Below are 15,076 nucleotides of genomic sequence, written 5' to 3'. Positions count from 1 at the left end.
TTTCCTTCTTACTTGTGGTGAGTAAGCTGGAATATTCCGGCATGGGTTTCCTTCAGGCTAGAGCCTCACAGGTTCAATCACCACCTCCTTAGGAGGTGGTTTAAGGCTTACAATAAAAACACCGGGGTTAACGCCCCGGTGTTTTTTTATGCCGCAAGAAAAAGGTTTACGCTGACTTGGGTTTGCCGCTCAGGTTGGCCCACATGAATTCGCTTACCAGTGCGCTGTGGAACGCCGCCTGCTGCTTGTCGGCGGCGGCGCTGTGCCCGCCTTCGGTATTTTCATAGAAATAGGCCTGCTGATACCCCATCGCCTGCATGCGCGCCGCCATTTTGCGGGCATGGGCCGGGTTGACCCGATCGTCGCTGGTCGCGGTATAGAACAGCACCGACGGGTAGGCCGTCTGCGCCTGAATGTTGTGGTATGGCGAGAAGGTCTTGATGTAGGCCCACTCCTCCGGCTTGCTCGGATCGCCGTATTCGGCGATCCACGACGCGCCGGCGGAAAGCTGGGTATAGCGCTGCATGTCCAGCAGCGGCACTTCGCAGACGATGCAGCCGAACAGCTGCGGATACAGCGTCAGCATATTGCCCACCAGCAGGCCGCCGTTGCTGCCGCCGCGCGCCCCCAGATGCGGCGCCGAGGTCACCTTGCGTGCGATGAGATCTTCGGCCACGGCGGCGAAATCCTCATAGGCGCGATGGCGGTTCTGCTTGAGCGCCGCCTGATGCCAGGCCGGGCCATATTCGCCGCCGCCGCGGATGTTGGCCACCACGTACACCCCGCCGCGCTCCAGCCAGGCCGGCGCCTTGCCGCCGAGATAGCCCGGCAACAGCGGCACTTCAAACCCGCCGTAGCCATACAGCAGCGTCGGCGTGCTGCCGTCCAGCTTGAGATCTTTGGCGGCGATCTGGAAATACGGCACGCGGGTGCCGTCCTTGGAGCGCGCGAAATGCTGGCTGACCTGATAGCCGGCGGCGTCAAAGTCCTGCGGCGCCTGTTTCAACAGCGTCGCCTCACCGCCGTCGAGATTGCCCATATACAGCGAGGTCGGCTGCAGGAACCCGCTGACGGTCAGGAAATAGGCGTTGCTCTCTTCGTCGATGCCGCCGGCGGAAAGGGTGCTGATGGCGCCGGGGTTGCCCAGCGGGCGACGTTGCCAGCTGCCGCCCTGCGGCGTCAGCACCTCCAGCCGGTTGACCACGTTATCCATGATGCTGAGGATCAGATGATCGCGGGTGCCGCTGTAGCCGCTCAGCGCCTGCTCGGCGGTCGGGGTAAACAGCAGCTGCAGCTCGCGCTTGCCCGCCAGATAGTCATCGAAGTTGGCCGCCAGCAGCGCGCCGGACGGATAACGCTTGCCGCCCACTTCCCAGTCGCTGCTCGGTTTGATCAGCAGCCATTCCCGATGCGTGTCCAGCTCGGCGTCGGCCGGGATGTCGATTTTTTTCTGCCGACCATCCTGAGCCAGCAAGAAATAGTCACGGCGATAGAAGTCCAGGCTGCGGCCGACGAAATCGCGCTCAAAGCCCGGCGTGCGATCGTGATAGGCGAAGACCGCCATATCCTCGGGCTGCGCTTCGTACAGCGTTTCGGCGGCGCTCAGCGGCGTGCCGCGCCGCCAGCGTTTGGCGATGCGCGCATAGCCGGACTGGGTCATCGAGCCGGGGCCGAAATCGGTGGCGATGAACAGCGTGTCCCGATCGACCCAGGAAACCCGGCTTTTCGCCACCGGCACGTTGAAACCGTCTTTGACGAAACGTTTGGCAACCAGATCGAATTCGCGGATTTCGGTGGCGTCACCGCCGTCCGGCGACAGCTGCATCAGGCAATAACGGTATTCCGGCGCCAGCGGTTGCGAGCCCTGATAAACCCAATCCTTGCCCTCCGCTTTGCCCAACGCATCGATATCCAGCACCGTCTCCCAGGCCGGTTTGGCCTTGCGGTACTCGTCCAGCGTGGTGCGCCGCAGCAGGCCTCGCGGGTTGGCCTGATCCTGCCAGAAGTTGTAATAGTACTCGCCGCGTTTGCTCACCCACGGGATCTGGGTGTCTTTATTGAGGATATCCAGGACTTCGCGCTCAATGCGCTGAAAGTCTTCGCCCTGACCGAAACGTGCCACGGTGCGCTGATTTTCCTGCTGCACCCATTGCAGCGCTTTTTTACCCTGCAGCTCTTCCAGCCACAGGAATTCATCGCCGGCGGCCGCGCCGCCCTCCGCCGCCATCGCCAGGCGGATACTGTTGGGTAATGAAGTCATCGCGAATACGGCTCCTGCGGTTTGCGCACTGAGTTTAATGAACTGACGTCGATTGGTGACCGGCAAAATCAAGCTCCTTTTGAGTCGGCTACAACGCCGCCCCGTCATGGGCGACAGCCTGTGAAATAAGAGTCATTTTCAACAAGGTAGGCGTTTGGCAGCGCGGAGTCAAAGCCCACGGCCGCCGCGTTGAGTCAGGATTGAGGATAGTGGATCAGATCGTGGATACGCACCGTTTGTGAACCGGCGTTGCGGTAGGCATGCGGCCGATCGGCCTGAAAGCGCATCGCCTCGCCGGCCGCCAGGCTGTGCCACGCGCCGTCTATCGCCAATTCCAACCGGCCGCTGATCACGATCACATGCTCGATCACGCCCGGCTCATGCGGCGACGATTCGCTGAGCGCACCCGGCGCGAGATCGATGACGAACATATCGAAACCCAGCTGGCGATCGTAGGGAAACAGCGGCACCACGCGCATGTCGGCGTTGTCCTGATCGTACACCGGCAGATCGCCATAGCGGTGCAGCGTCGCCTGCTGCTGGGCGGGTGAGGCCTCAAGAAAGGCGGAAAACGCCACGTTGAAACCGGTGGCGATCTTCCACAGCGTCGCCACCGTCGGGCTGGACTCGCCGCGTTCAATCTGCCCGAGCATCGCCTTGCTGACGCCGGTGAATTCCGCCGCCTGCGTCAGGCTCCAGCCGCGCTGTGCGCGCAGCGTGCGAAGGGTGTGCGCCAAATGGCCGGCAAGTTCCTGCATCCAGTTCTCCTCTGCGTGTCGAGCCAGATTATACCCGCTTGTGCGCTATAGCGCACGATGCTATGCTGATTTCTTGCCGTGCGTTATAACGCACAACCACCGATTGGAGCTGCTCATGCGCCCTGCCGTCACCCTGCGTCATCTGACCCTGCCCGCCGTCATGGCCGGCTTTGTCGCCGTTCTGGTCGGTTACACCAGCTCTGCCGCCATCATTTTCCAGGCCGCCGCCGCCGCGGGCGCTACGCCGGCGCAGATCGGCGGCTGGCTGAGCACGCTTGGGATCGCAATGGGCGTCACTTCCCTCGGGCTGTCGCTTTACTATCGCACCCCGATCCTCACCGCCTGGTCGACGCCCGGCGCGGCGCTGCTGGTCACCAGCCTGCCCGGCACGCCGATCAACGAGGCGATCGGGGTGTTTATCTTCGCTTCCGGTCTGATCCTGCTCTGCGGCGTCACCGGGCTGTTCGCTCGCCTGATGGATTATATTCCGCAGGCGATTTCCGCCGCGATGCTGGCGGGGATCCTGCTGCGTTTCGGGCTGGACGCCTTCGCTTCGCTGCAGCTCAATTTCCTCCTCAGCGCCGGTATGGGGCTGACCTATCTGCTCAGCCGCCGTTACCTGCCGCGCTACGCCATCGTATTGACGCTGGCGATTGGGCTGGCGATCGCCGCGCTGCAGGGCGATATCCAGCTAACGCAACAGACGCCGGCGTTCGCCGTGCCGGAATTTATCGCGCCGCATTTCAGCTGGCCGACGCTGCTCGGCATCGGCGTGCCTTTCTTCGTGGTGACCATGGCTTCACAGAACGCTCCCGGGATCGCTACGCTGCAGGCGGCGGGTTACCGTGTCCCCACCTCACCGCTGATCGCCTGGACGGCGCTGACCGCGCTGCTGCTGGCGCCATTCGGCGGTTTCTCGGTGTGCATCGCCGCCATTACCGCCGCCATTTGCATGGGGCCGGACGTGCATCCCGATCCGCAGCGGCGCTATATGGGCGCGGTGGCCGCCGGCGGCTTTTACCTGCTGGCCGGGTTGTTCGGCGGCGCCATCGGCCTGCTGTTCAGCGCGTTGCCGGTCGCCTTGATCCACACCATCGCCGGGCTGGCGTTGCTCGGCACCATCGGCGGCAGCCTGCAGCGCGCGCTGCATGATGAAAAACAGCGCGACGCGGCGCTGATCGCCTTCCTCATCACCGCCTCCGGCGTCACGCTGCTCGGCATCGGTTCTGCATTCTGGGGCATTGTCGGCGGCGCCATCGCTCATCTGCTGCTGTCGCTGCCGCGGCGAACCTCCGAGGCGTAACGGGCGGTCTACATTGACAAGCGACGCCGTGGCGCCTTCACTTTCTCTGTCGTTTGACTGTCAATTCACCTAATAAGTGACGCCGTCACCAAGGAAGCTTATGACTGAGAAAGCCGCGCTGTTGGCTCAGCGCCTGATACGCAATGTCGAACAGGTAGAGATGAAACATGACCGGCGGCCGCCGTTGTATGACAGCGTCGGCGCCCGTCTCGGCACCGGCACCGCCGCCGACAAGCTGGGCGCCTCTTTCGATTGTGTGGCGCCGGGCATGCGTTCCTGCCCCTACCATTTTCACTACGCTCAGGAGGAAATGTTCATCATTCTGGAAGGCAGCGGTACGCTGCGGGTGGCAGGAGAAATGCTGCCGATCGTCAGCGGGGATGTCATTTTCATTCCGCCGGGCCCGGAATACCCGCACCAGATCATCAACACTTCCGATGCGCCGCTGAAGTACCTGTCCGTCAGCACGCGCGAACAGCCGGAACTGGTGATGTACCCGGATTCCGGCAAATACCAGGCGATGGCGCGCAGCGCAGACGGCGAGCAGGTGCGCTACCTGCAGCGCCCTTCAACCTCGCTCGATTACTGGCAGGATGAACCCTGAATCGCCGTCCGGCAACGGGATATCCAACGCGCGCGCCGCCAGTTCGGCCACGCGAAAGTCAATGTCAGCCGCCTGCCCGTCTTCCATGAACCAGGCGGCGGAGAGCCCCGACCAGGCCAGGATCCATTGCAGCAAGCGCCGGCGATCCAACCCGGCCAACCGGCACACCTGTTCCACGCGGCGCTGGAAAATGGCTGGATCGGTGGCGATACCATAGTTGGGATTGCAGAAGATATTGGCGTAATCGAAACCCCGTTCACCGTACAAACGCTTGGGGTCGATCGCCAGCCAGCCGCGTTCGCCAAAGTCGAGCACATTGTCATGGTGGATGTCGCCGTGCAGCACGCTTTCTTCTCGCGGGCTGCTGAGCAATTCCGCCGCCGTTGTGGCGCTGAGACGCAGCATGCCGCCGTGCGCCTGCGCCGCCGGCCACAGCGAGCTGAACCACTCCTGCAGCGGGATCAATTCGGGCAGCGGTGCCTCTCGCGGCGCATGCAAGGCGGCGATCGCCCGGCACAGGATCTGCGTGGCCTGCTCATCGTCGCCATCACGCACCAGCTGCGCCAACGAACCTTCGCCCTGCGCGCGCTCCAGCAGAATGCCGTCGTCGTGCCACGCCAGCACCAGCGCGGCGCCTTCCCCGCGCCACCAGCACATGAGCCGGCCACCGAAGCGCTCCTCCTGCTCGCGGGCGATCTTCAACATGGCGGCCTCGCCCCGGTAACGCACCGGCATCAGCAGACTGCTGTGGGTTTCGAAGGCTTTGCCATCCTGTTCCAGTTGCCAGCGTTGCAGGTAGGGAGTAAAAATCGGGTTCATCGTCTCATGCGTCCTTGTGGCCGAGCTGCGCCGCACTGTCACATTCGGGTGAAGACGACGTATAAAATAAAGAGGGATGATACTCTCAAATATCATCGGTGCGCGGCGCCTGGCCGCCGTTTCTTCAGTATCCTAACCAAGTTTGTCGATTTTATTAACCGGTCTTGCGCGGGGTTTGACCATGACATCATTAAAACGCACGAATTATCCGCAGTTGCCGACGCCGGGCGGCCCCTATGTGCATGCGGTGCGCCACGGCGATCGCTTATACGTTTCCGGATTGACGGCCTTCGCCACCGACGCTCAGGGGTTGAGCGCGCCGGAGCAAACGCAGGAGATCCTCGAACAGCTGGCCACCATTGCCGCCAGCGAAGGCGTCAACCTCAAGGCATTGATTAAAATCAGCGTGTTCCTGACCGACATCGCCGATCTGGCGGGCGTGCGCCCGGTGCTGTTTGACTATTTCGATGGCGCGCTGCCGGCCTGTTCACTGATGGCGGTCAGCGCGTTGTTCTCACCCGCGGTGTGTGTGGAAATAGAGGCGGTGATGGCGTTGCAGTAATGCGCGGCTAGAGCGCGCCCTCATCCGGCACGCAGGGGCCGATCTTGAACCAGGCTTTGGCGATCCGCCCCTGTTCCACTTCATAGATGGCGATGACATCCATTTTGCCGCGCCCCTGCGGGAAATTGCGCGTCACCACTTCCTGATCGACCACCATATTGCCTACCGCCATGCGTTTTATCCGTTCGCCATACAGACTCGGCTCCTGGAAACGCACCAGATGCCGTTCACGGATCGCCGCCTTGCCGCTGGCCAGCAGCGTGTCTGGATGCTCGTAATACTGGGCGTCGTCCGCCCAGCAGGCCATAAAGGCCTCGATGTCGCGGGCGTTATAGGCGTCAAGCTGTTGTTGAACCACATCCTGCGGGCGTGCCGTTTTATCGTTCATCACATCCTCCTGCCGAAATTAACCGCCGCATGCGTCGAACCCATCACGTTAACCGCCCAGTGCTGCAGCTTGATGACACGGCGAGATCTGAATAAAAACCCAAAAATAGCGAATAAATAACCTATCACGCCCAATGAACAATTCAAGCGCCCACGCATAAATTTTCTGCGCCGCGCCAGGGGCGGTGAAAACCGCATGACGCCGCGCGTTAATCTTTGCGACGGTGAGGGAAATTCTGCTAATTTAGCGTGAACAGCCTGACGATAACGAAACGCTATGCAGCAAAAACCGGTGTTGGACGAAGCCAGACAGTTAAAACGACTCAACGCCGCCACGCGGCGCCAATCCCATATGTACAAATGGATCGCGCTGATTGCGGCGCTGGATGCGCTGTTGGTGTTTTGGTATGACCGGGATATGCGCAACGTCACCTTCTCGGGAGCGGTTGCGCTGGTGTGCGGCTATTTGTGGATCCGCGATCGCAACAAGGCCCGGGGTTACCGGCGCGAGTTTGATCGCAAATTCGGCAAGCGCAGCGGCGATTAAGGCTGCATCGCCTCCAGCACTTTAGCACTGTCGACGATCTGCACGAACTTCACGATTTTGCCGGCGCGCAGCGTATAAATATGCGCAAAAGAGGCGCTGAAGGATTTGCCGGTGGCCCGGTAAGTGCCGTGATAAAAACCCTGAGCGATCACATTGTCGCCGGCGTCGTAAAAGTGATCGACGTCGGCGCGGTAACCTTGCCATTCGCTGCCCAGGCGCTGATGCACGTTCTTGATGATGTTCTCCGGGCCGATATAGGTACCGGCGTAAGGGAAACCGGCGGCTTCGGTCCACTCGGCATCGGGGGCCAGCGCCGCCAGCAGATTACGGCCGTTTTCTTCGGAGCTGCCTTCATAGGTTGCGCGCACTATTTCAAGAGGGGTTGGCATGTCTCTTCTCCCATGGCTGATGAGGATATTCCGGCCATCCCCGCGGACACAGGCTCTCACCAAGCGGAGACGGCGGAATTCGGCTATTCTAGGTTGCTTGTTTCGCTGCAAAAACCGCAGTTATGACAATAGTGGGTTGCACTTTAGTAAACAATAGCCGTTTTACTGTCATCCTCCCGGCATCCGGCACGGCTATGCTGATTGACCGATTTCCCCCAACAGGAGCTGAACGTGTCTTTACCCTCGCTGACGCAAGAGCTGTTACAACCTTTCTCCCCTTACCAGGCGCTGGCACAAACGTTGCTGCCGCTCACCCTCGAGTCGGACGACGGTTCGCATGACGTCGCGCACCTGCACCGGGTCTGGAAGAACTGCCGTCGGATCAGTAAGCTGGAAGGCGGCGACCGGCGCATTCTCTGCGCGGCGGTGCTGCTGCACGACGCCGTCGCGGTGGAAAAGAATTCGCCGCAGCGCCATCTGGCCTCGCGCATGGCGGCGGAGCAAGCCACGCTGACGCTGGCCCGGCTGGAATGGGCGCCGGCGGACATCGCGGCGGTGGCTCACGCCATTGAAGCGCACAGTTTTTCCGCCGGCATCCCGCCACAAACGCTGGAGGCGAAGATCCTGCAGGATGCCGATCGCCTCGACGCTATCGGCCTTATCGGCGTGGCGCGCTGCTTCTATATCGGCGGCCGCATGCGCAGCGCGCTGTATGACGCCGCCGATCCGCGGGCTGAACATCGCCAATACGACGACAAGCGTTTCTGCCTCGACCACTTCGAAACCAAACTGTTCAAGCTGCAAGACGGCTTCCAGACCGCCGCCGGGCGGCAGATGGCCGAACAGCGCACCGAACGCATGCGGCGCTTTGTCGACGATCTGCTGGAAGAGGTGTAATGCCGGCCTACGGGGCATTTTCGTTATGCCCATAACATTTTCGGTCATATAACGCCGCTAAACTGTAAGTCAACTTCACCGAACGGGCGGCACAGATGAAAAAGTTGACGTTGAAAGAGATGACGGAAAGCGAACAGCGGGAAGTGAAAACCGAATTGGACAAGGCGCGTAAAAGCCATGGCAGGCCGCTGACCAACGCCGAACAGCACAAGGTCAAGGATGAGGCGGTGGCGCGCATCATGGCCGCCAGAGCGAAGCTCGCCAAGGCGGAGCGTGCAGAACGCAAAGCCAACCGCTACCGGCCAAGTGGCGACACTTTCAGTTGGTCTGCCACCATCGGCTCCCGCCCGCCGCGCTGAGCCAACCCTCCCCGCCGCGGCGGGGATTTTTATTTATTAGCCAAACTCATCCTCACCGGCGAATCATGAATAACAATGTTATCAATCTGTTGTAAATTGACAGCCTGATGAAGAATATTCATTATCACCCCACTTCCCCTTTTCGCGAGACTGCCATGGCCTACCCACGCAACGCTGATATTCTGATGACGCCTGCGTTGCCCCTTGGCGGTTTGGCGGCGGTTACATCGAAGAAACAGACGCTCATTTGACCGGGGCGCGCTGTCCCGTCAGATGAGCTGACTGGATGGCACGCAACGCCCCGCCTTCAATTTTCTCATCTGGCTTCTCTGTCGGTCACACAGAAGGAATATTTTATGGCCTCATTTTCGGGTATTTGGGTGGCGATGGTTACCCCTTTCAATCACGATGCCGTCGATCTGCCGGCGGTGCAACGCCTGGCGCGGCACCTGCTCGACGCCGGCATCGATGGTCTGGTGGTCTGCGGCTCCACCGGTGAAGCCGCCGCGCTGAGCAAAGAAGAACAGCTGGCGGTGCTCGACGCCGTATTGGAAGTGGCGCCTGCACGCCAGGTGGTAATGGGCCTTTCCGGCAATAACATGGCCGCCACGCTGCAAATGCAGCAGGCCATTCAGCTGCGCGACATCGCCGGCGTGCTGATCCCGGCGCCTTACTATATCCGCCCTTCGCAATGCGGCCTGATCGACTATTTTACCCAGTTGGCCGACGCCTCCACCGTGCCGGTGATCCTGTATAACATTCCGCAGCGCACCGGCATCGTCATGGAGCTGGCCACGCTGCGCCGGCTCGCACGCCATCCGCGCATCACCGCCATCAAGGACTGCGGCGGCAACCCTGACACCACCATGGCGCTGATCGCCGATGGCGAAATCGATGTGATGACCGGAGAAGACAATCTGATCCTCACCACGCTGTGCCTCGGCGGCACCGGCGCCATCTCCGCCGCCGCGCATGTTCACCCGGAACGTTTCGTCCAGCTGGTGCAGCAGGTCGCCGCCGGCGATCTGGCTGCGGCGCGCAGCAACTTCTATGAGCTGCTGCCGATGATCCACCAGATGTTCAGCTTCCCGAATCCGGCGCCGGTCAAGACGGTGCTGACCCAGCAGGGGCTGATCGCCAACGAGTTGCGTTCGCCGATGCAGGTGGCGCCGCCGGCGCTGCAGCAGCAGATCGCCGCGACGCTGGCGCAGCTGCAGCCCGCCGAGGCGATCGTCGGTTAAATTTGTTAGCTAAGCCGCTGTAATTTTGGTGCTATGGGACTACGATGAGAGGTTAAGCATGCCCGTCATTCGTCATCAACAAGGAGCTTCCGATGAAACTGTTCTATAAAGCCGGCGCCTGTTCGCTGTCCCCGCATATCGTGCTGCGTGAGGCAGGGCTGGATTTTACGGCGGAGAAGGTCGATCTGGCGCAGAAGAAAACCGAGAGCGGCGCCGATTACCTCGCCATCAACCCCAAGGGACAGGTCCCGGCGCTGCTGCTGGATGACGGCAGCCTGCTGACCGAAGGCGTGGCGATCGTGCAATATCTGGCGGACCGTGTGCCGGATCGCAACCTAATCCCGGCAGCGGGCACCCTGTCGCGCTATCACGCGATCGAATGGCTGAACTACATTGCCACCGAGCTGCACAAAGGATTCAGCCCGCTGTTCAACCCGAAAACGCCCGAGGAATATAAAACCATCGCGCGCGCCAGGCTGGAGCAGCAGTTCAGCTATCTGGATTCGGTACTGGCGAAGCAGCACTTCCTGTTGGGAAGCCGTTTCAGCGTGGCCGACGCCTACCTGTTCACCGTGCTGCGCTGGGCATTCGCCCTGCAGTTCGATGTGCGCAAGCACGCCCATCTGGCGGCCTGGTTCGATCGCGTTGCGGCACGCCCGGCGGTAGATGCAGCGCTGAACGCCGAAGGATTGAAGTAAGGTTCAGCCCCGGCGGCTCTCGCCGGGGCCCGATGCCGCTTACAGTTTTACCGCTTTGAATTCGCTGCGCGGTTGCACGATCCGATCCTGCGCCGCCACTACTTGCAGCTCGTATTCTCCCATCGCCTGCGTGGTCAGCATCACCTCATACACGGCGGCGGTCACGTGCTCCAGCGCTTTATCCAGCGCCTCGCCCTTCAGCAGATCCACCAGCAGCAGACCACTGGTCAAATCGCCGACGCCGACCGGCTGACGCGCCCCGAAGTCCACCAGCGGCCGGCTGATGTGCCAGGCTTCGTCCGCCGTCACCAGCAGCATTTCAAAACAGTCGGCGTGATAGCCGGCCCGGGCCAAATGCTTGACCAGCACCAGCCGCGGCCCTTTGGCGATCAGCGCGCGGGCGGCCTGCACCGCATCGGCCACGTTGGCGACGGCCATCTGGCTCAGCATCTCCAACTCCAGCAGGTTCGGCGCCATCATGTCGCTGCACGGCAACGCCTGGCGGCAGTGAAACTCGGCCACGCCCGGCGCCACGATGCAGCCTTTTTCCGGATGTCCCATCACCGGATCGCAGAAATACCAGGCATTCGGGTTCGCCTGCTTAACCTGGCGCACGATCTCCAGAATATGGTCGCCCTGCTCCGGCGAACCGATATAGCCACTCAACACCGCATCACAGCGCTTCAGTTGATCGATATTGGCGATGCCCTGCGCGATCTCGGTCAGGTGATTGGCCGGCATGACGCAGCCGGTCCACCGGCCGTATTGCGTATGGTTGGAGAACTGTACCGTGTTCAGCGGCCAGACGTTGACGCCCATGCGGCGCATCGGAAATTCAGCCGCACTGTTGCCGGCGTGACCAAACACCACGTGCGACTGGATAGAAAGAATGTTTTTCATCGGAACAACTGACCTCGCCATGCCGTGTGCATCAGCCCGCGGCGAAATGATAATGGGTGCACAACGCGAAAACGTCATGCCGGCGCTGTTAAAAACAAGAAATAAGAGGAATTTTTATGCTTTCGACGGCGGCATATTGTAGCGAAAACACATCGGCAAAAAAAGCGCATATCCTACAGGTAACCGTACCAACGGCGTATGTGCACTCAAAACAACCGATTTGCTTTTTTGTCATTCTTGGCTGTACTTAAAGTTAACTGAGTCTTGCATTTGGGGAGGAAAAATGAATTTCATTTCATTACAACAAGATACAGCCATTATTTTCTATGCAATCATGGGCCGATATGCAGACAACCAAGAATTGACATACTTTACAAGGCAAATCGAGAAAGCGTTATACGACAATGTATATTTGGCTAACCAGCTTATTGACTCTCCCAGTGGCCATCTTCGCTATAACGGCTTAACTACTGTGCAAAAAGTAGAATATATCTATCATAATGCGACCGGCCAATCTCCTTCACCGACCAAGTTGGACTTGTTAGTCAATCAAGTCAACGCGGGACTCTCTTTAGGTCAGTTAGTCAGTAACTTAATCAACGACACTCGTCATTACATCGGCAACGACCCCACTACAACAGCTCAGCAAAAACACATGTTCGGGACTATTAACGCTACGCTATATCCAACACCAGCGACCTCGGCTACTAGTGCTGCAGCTGACGTACAAGGGATTTATTATACTATTGGCAGTCTATTTAATGCTGATGGCGTCAATTATTGGAGCAAGGCTATTGCGGATGGACGGGTTAGTGTTAATTATGTCGCTAATAACTTTGTAGAATCACGAGCATGGTTGCTTTCATTGAATAATGACGAATTCGTCAAGAGAATATACAAGTGCATTTACGACTTAACCCCCGATACTACAATCGTAGCTAAATACACCTCAGGTCTAAATAACAATAGCGAAACACGAGGCGACGTCATCATCCGTTTAATGACCGACGTTCGCAATGATGTAGATAACAGTATTGCCAAACAAAACTTTCTAAAAGCCACGCACGTCTATGGCTCTGGAGAATTCACGCCATTAAAGATGCAAGAAAATGTAGCGGTATTATTCCAATTACTGACGACAACTACCGGATTAGATGCCAGAGGACTTGACAGTTTTAGTAGAATGTTAGACAGTGGAAAATCTGAACTAGCATTATTGACACTTCTTACGCAGTCTACCTCACATTTTAGTTCCGCCTCAGATTTTAGTTCACTTTATATCAAACTATATGGCCAAGCTTTAACTAATGAGCAAAAAAACGTTATATTGCAACAAGCGGAGAACAACGCCTTACAGGCGACATTAAATATTATAGAGGCATATCGCAATGGGAAATCACCATTGAATGATGGCCCTCTCCCGCTAACCAAAGACATTGCCACACTTGAACAACAGATAGGCGAAAAATTAGGTTACCAGGAGAATGGAAAAATCACACTGGATCGAGACGGCGCATTGATTGGCGATATTAACTCAGGGAGCATTCATAGATTATCACATGCCGAAATTGGCGTCCTTAACTCTGCTTCTCTGGATGTTAATTATGCCAGCGCAATCGATCTTAGATTTGCAAAATCATTAAAAAACTTAACATTACAAGGCGATTACGCCGCCAATGCCATTGTTATTAACTCATTGAGTGGAAGATCGATAACTCTTTACCTCAACAAAAACAATCTGTTAAATGCAGACAATATCATTGAGCTCACCGAACTTGCCAGTAGCCGATTGATAGCCGATCAACTCAATATTGCCGACTCGAAAATAAATATGAGTCTCAGTGGAAACGAACTCACTCGATTGCTATGGAATGGCAATAGTATTGCAGGGGGAGCAAACGCTATCGATAAAGAGTTTCTGGCAACGTTTTTAGCCAAGTCTTCTTCTTCGCAGAGCAGTATTTCTGCTAATTTTATCAGCAAAAACGTATACTTGACATCTAACGGCGGCAATGGATATGACGCCGAAATTATAAGTAATATAAATCAGTTTTTGTATTTTGGCGGTATAGAACTTGGTGGTTATCGTGGTACAGGAAACATCTATCTTAACGGTGAGTTAATCTCAACCGAGGGGAAAAATATTTTTGATTTCGGTCTATTAAACCAAACTGCCAAGGTCTATGGCACTTATCCTCAGCCAATAAAGATTCTGGCTCAAGGTGAACTACCGAAAACACCTACCGATGGAGGTAAAGCCACTGGCTCTTCGGGATTAATCTTGTCCGGTATGGCTGATGATGTAAAGGTAATTAATACCAGTTGGTCCAGTATGCTTACGATAAATGGGGATGCCTCTGCTAGCAGTAAATTGACGCTTGAAATGGCAAAACACCTCGTCGATGATGCTTTCAAAATCAACATAGGCGCTAATAATGGCGGATGGATTAATGCAGGAGAAATAAATATAATTAGTCAAGATAAAACGACACAAGAAATCCTGAAATTAGAGTCAAGTGGAAACACAATAAATACAATTTCACTCGGGGGAAGCGATAACAATATATCAAATATCACAGTTACCGCCAGTACACGACTATACCTAACCATTAAAGAGGATTTTAGTGATACGCTGCAATCCATAGAATTACCTGAAAATGATCCACGCCACAATGCCGTCATTGATCTTTTCCTCGAGAAAGGTGGTAGTGGTGGTGGCGCTTTCTATTCGCTTCTGTCTTCTCTAAACAACATATCCCCTTACGAGCATGTCATTAGCAGTCTTTTTGGTAACTTATTGGATATAGAAACCTTCAACGGCGGTAACTTTACGGTACATGGCAATACAATCATTGGAAACTCAACAACTGGCGTGCGAAACGTATCCTTCGAAAATAGTAATATAGAGGATTTGGTCACCTTAAATAGATACAGTTACGATCAAATACATGCTGGGTCAGCTGATAGAAAGTGGAATTTTGGGCCGAATGAAAAAGGTAACATTGAAATTTATGGTAACATTAGTCAACCTAATCAAATTAATACGTTATTTAATTCATTGGCAATAAATAACACTGATCGTGCGTTTGATGTTTTAGCCAAGGCAATGTCAAAAATCACCAAAGGTGCCAGTGAAAATAGTTTAGCTGAGGTGGGCGCAGTGGGAATGGGTGACAACATCTATGTTATTATCGACAAAAACCACAATCAGAAATTCGACGAAAATGATACTGTTTTTTCTATCGCAAATGAAAATATCTATTCATTAGCAAATACTCTTCATTATCAAGCTCCTACAATTGATCTTAACGGTTTTGCGCCGGACTATTTTGCTTAAAAAAATGGCCCGGAA

The 15,076-nt window shown here is 56.7% G+C and carries 15 protein-coding genes; 9 read left to right on the top strand and 6 right to left on the bottom strand.

Annotated elements, in window-relative coordinates:
- Positions 1-166: 166 nt before the first annotated feature.
- Entirely contained in the window at positions 167-2,260 is a 2,094-nt protein-coding gene (locus tag ACJ8OK_RS23310) for a prolyl oligopeptidase family serine peptidase (RefSeq protein WP_135638162.1), read from the bottom strand.
- A gap of 194 nt (positions 2,261-2,454) precedes the next feature.
- Positions 2,455-3,018, bottom strand: coding sequence for a helix-turn-helix domain-containing protein (locus ACJ8OK_RS23305; RefSeq protein WP_048323259.1), 564 nt, complete (start codon positions 3,016-3,018; stop codon positions 2,455-2,457).
- 115 nt (positions 3,019-3,133) lie between these two features.
- On the opposite strand from ACJ8OK_RS23305, the gene ACJ8OK_RS23300 reads away from it, so the two are divergent.
- Entirely contained in the window at positions 3,134-4,321 is a 1,188-nt protein-coding gene (locus ACJ8OK_RS23300) for a benzoate/H(+) symporter BenE family transporter (protein WP_004938398.1), read from the top strand.
- A gap of 100 nt (positions 4,322-4,421) precedes the next feature.
- Positions 4,422-4,925, top strand: a complete 504-nt coding sequence (locus tag ACJ8OK_RS23295) for a cupin domain-containing protein (protein ID WP_004938395.1) — start codon at positions 4,422-4,424, stop codon at positions 4,923-4,925.
- Here the strand turns inward: ACJ8OK_RS23295 and ACJ8OK_RS23290 are convergent.
- Entirely contained in the window at positions 4,890-5,735 is an 846-nt protein-coding gene (locus tag ACJ8OK_RS23290; protein WP_370456260.1) for an aminoglycoside phosphotransferase family protein, read from the bottom strand. The genes ACJ8OK_RS23295 and ACJ8OK_RS23290 overlap by 36 nt on opposite strands.
- Positions 5,736-5,925: 190 nt before the next feature.
- On the opposite strand from ACJ8OK_RS23290, the gene ACJ8OK_RS23285 reads away from it, so the two are divergent.
- Positions 5,926-6,306 carry a RidA family protein gene (locus tag ACJ8OK_RS23285; protein WP_028128181.1) on the top strand — a complete coding sequence of 127 codons (381 nt, stop codon included), beginning with the start codon at positions 5,926-5,928 and terminating at the stop codon, positions 6,304-6,306.
- Between the two features lie 7 nt (positions 6,307-6,313).
- Here ACJ8OK_RS23285 and ACJ8OK_RS23280 read toward each other — a convergent pair whose 3' ends face one another.
- A complete protein-coding gene (locus tag ACJ8OK_RS23280) occupies positions 6,314-6,694 on the bottom strand; it encodes a nuclear transport factor 2 family protein (RefSeq protein WP_015377744.1) in 381 nt (126 codons plus the stop codon).
- Between the two features lie 276 nt (positions 6,695-6,970).
- On the opposite strand from ACJ8OK_RS23280, the gene ACJ8OK_RS23275 reads away from it, so the two are divergent.
- On the top strand, positions 6,971-7,240 hold the full coding sequence (locus ACJ8OK_RS23275) for a hypothetical protein (protein ID WP_004938382.1): 270 nt from the start codon (positions 6,971-6,973) through the stop codon (positions 7,238-7,240).
- On the opposite strand, the gene ACJ8OK_RS23270 is transcribed toward ACJ8OK_RS23275, so the two are convergent.
- Positions 7,237-7,629, bottom strand: a complete 393-nt coding sequence (locus ACJ8OK_RS23270; RefSeq protein ID WP_004938379.1) for a nuclear transport factor 2 family protein — start codon at positions 7,627-7,629, stop codon at positions 7,237-7,239. The two genes, ACJ8OK_RS23275 and ACJ8OK_RS23270, sit on opposite strands and share 4 nt — an antisense overlap.
- Before the next feature lie 201 nt (positions 7,630-7,830).
- Between ACJ8OK_RS23270 and ACJ8OK_RS23265 the strand changes: the two genes are divergently transcribed.
- From ACJ8OK_RS23265 to gstA, 4 genes are all read left to right on the top strand, one after another.
- The gene (locus ACJ8OK_RS23265) at positions 7,831-8,526 is read left to right on the top strand and encodes an HD domain-containing protein (RefSeq protein ID WP_004938376.1); all 696 of its coding nucleotides are present in this window, start codon (positions 7,831-7,833) and stop codon (positions 8,524-8,526) included.
- 95 nt (positions 8,527-8,621) lie between these two features.
- Positions 8,622-8,885, top strand: coding sequence for a DUF3811 domain-containing protein (locus tag ACJ8OK_RS23260; RefSeq protein ID WP_019455965.1), 264 nt, complete (start codon positions 8,622-8,624; stop codon positions 8,883-8,885).
- Between the two features lie 356 nt (positions 8,886-9,241).
- Positions 9,242-10,126 carry a 4-hydroxy-tetrahydrodipicolinate synthase gene (gene dapA, locus ACJ8OK_RS23255; RefSeq protein ID WP_048323255.1) on the top strand — a complete coding sequence of 295 codons (885 nt, stop codon included), beginning with the start codon at positions 9,242-9,244 and terminating at the stop codon, positions 10,124-10,126.
- A gap of 92 nt (positions 10,127-10,218) precedes the next feature.
- Complete coding sequence (gstA, locus tag ACJ8OK_RS23250) at positions 10,219-10,824, top strand: glutathione transferase GstA (protein WP_025302671.1); 606 nt, start codon at positions 10,219-10,221, stop codon at positions 10,822-10,824.
- Positions 10,825-10,863: 39 nt separating this feature from the next.
- Here the strand turns inward: gstA and pdxY are convergent, their stop codons facing one another.
- Positions 10,864-11,724 carry a pyridoxal kinase PdxY gene (gene pdxY / locus ACJ8OK_RS23245; protein WP_318161179.1) on the bottom strand — a complete coding sequence of 287 codons (861 nt, stop codon included), beginning with the start codon at positions 11,722-11,724 and terminating at the stop codon, positions 10,864-10,866.
- Between the two features lie 283 nt (positions 11,725-12,007).
- On the opposite strand from pdxY, the gene ACJ8OK_RS23240 reads away from it, so the two are divergent.
- The gene (locus ACJ8OK_RS23240; protein ID WP_442531114.1) at positions 12,008-15,061 is read left to right on the top strand and encodes a DUF4214 domain-containing protein; all 3,054 of its coding nucleotides are present in this window, start codon (positions 12,008-12,010) and stop codon (positions 15,059-15,061) included.
- The last annotated feature ends 15 nt before the right edge of the window (positions 15,062-15,076 follow it).

Source organism: Serratia sp. CY71090 (assembly GCF_052166845.1).
Taxonomy (GTDB): Bacteria; Pseudomonadota; Gammaproteobacteria; order Enterobacterales; family Enterobacteriaceae; genus Serratia; species Serratia nematodiphila.
Note: the sequence above shows the minus strand (reverse complement) of the source record. Positions and strands in the feature narration are given on the sequence as shown.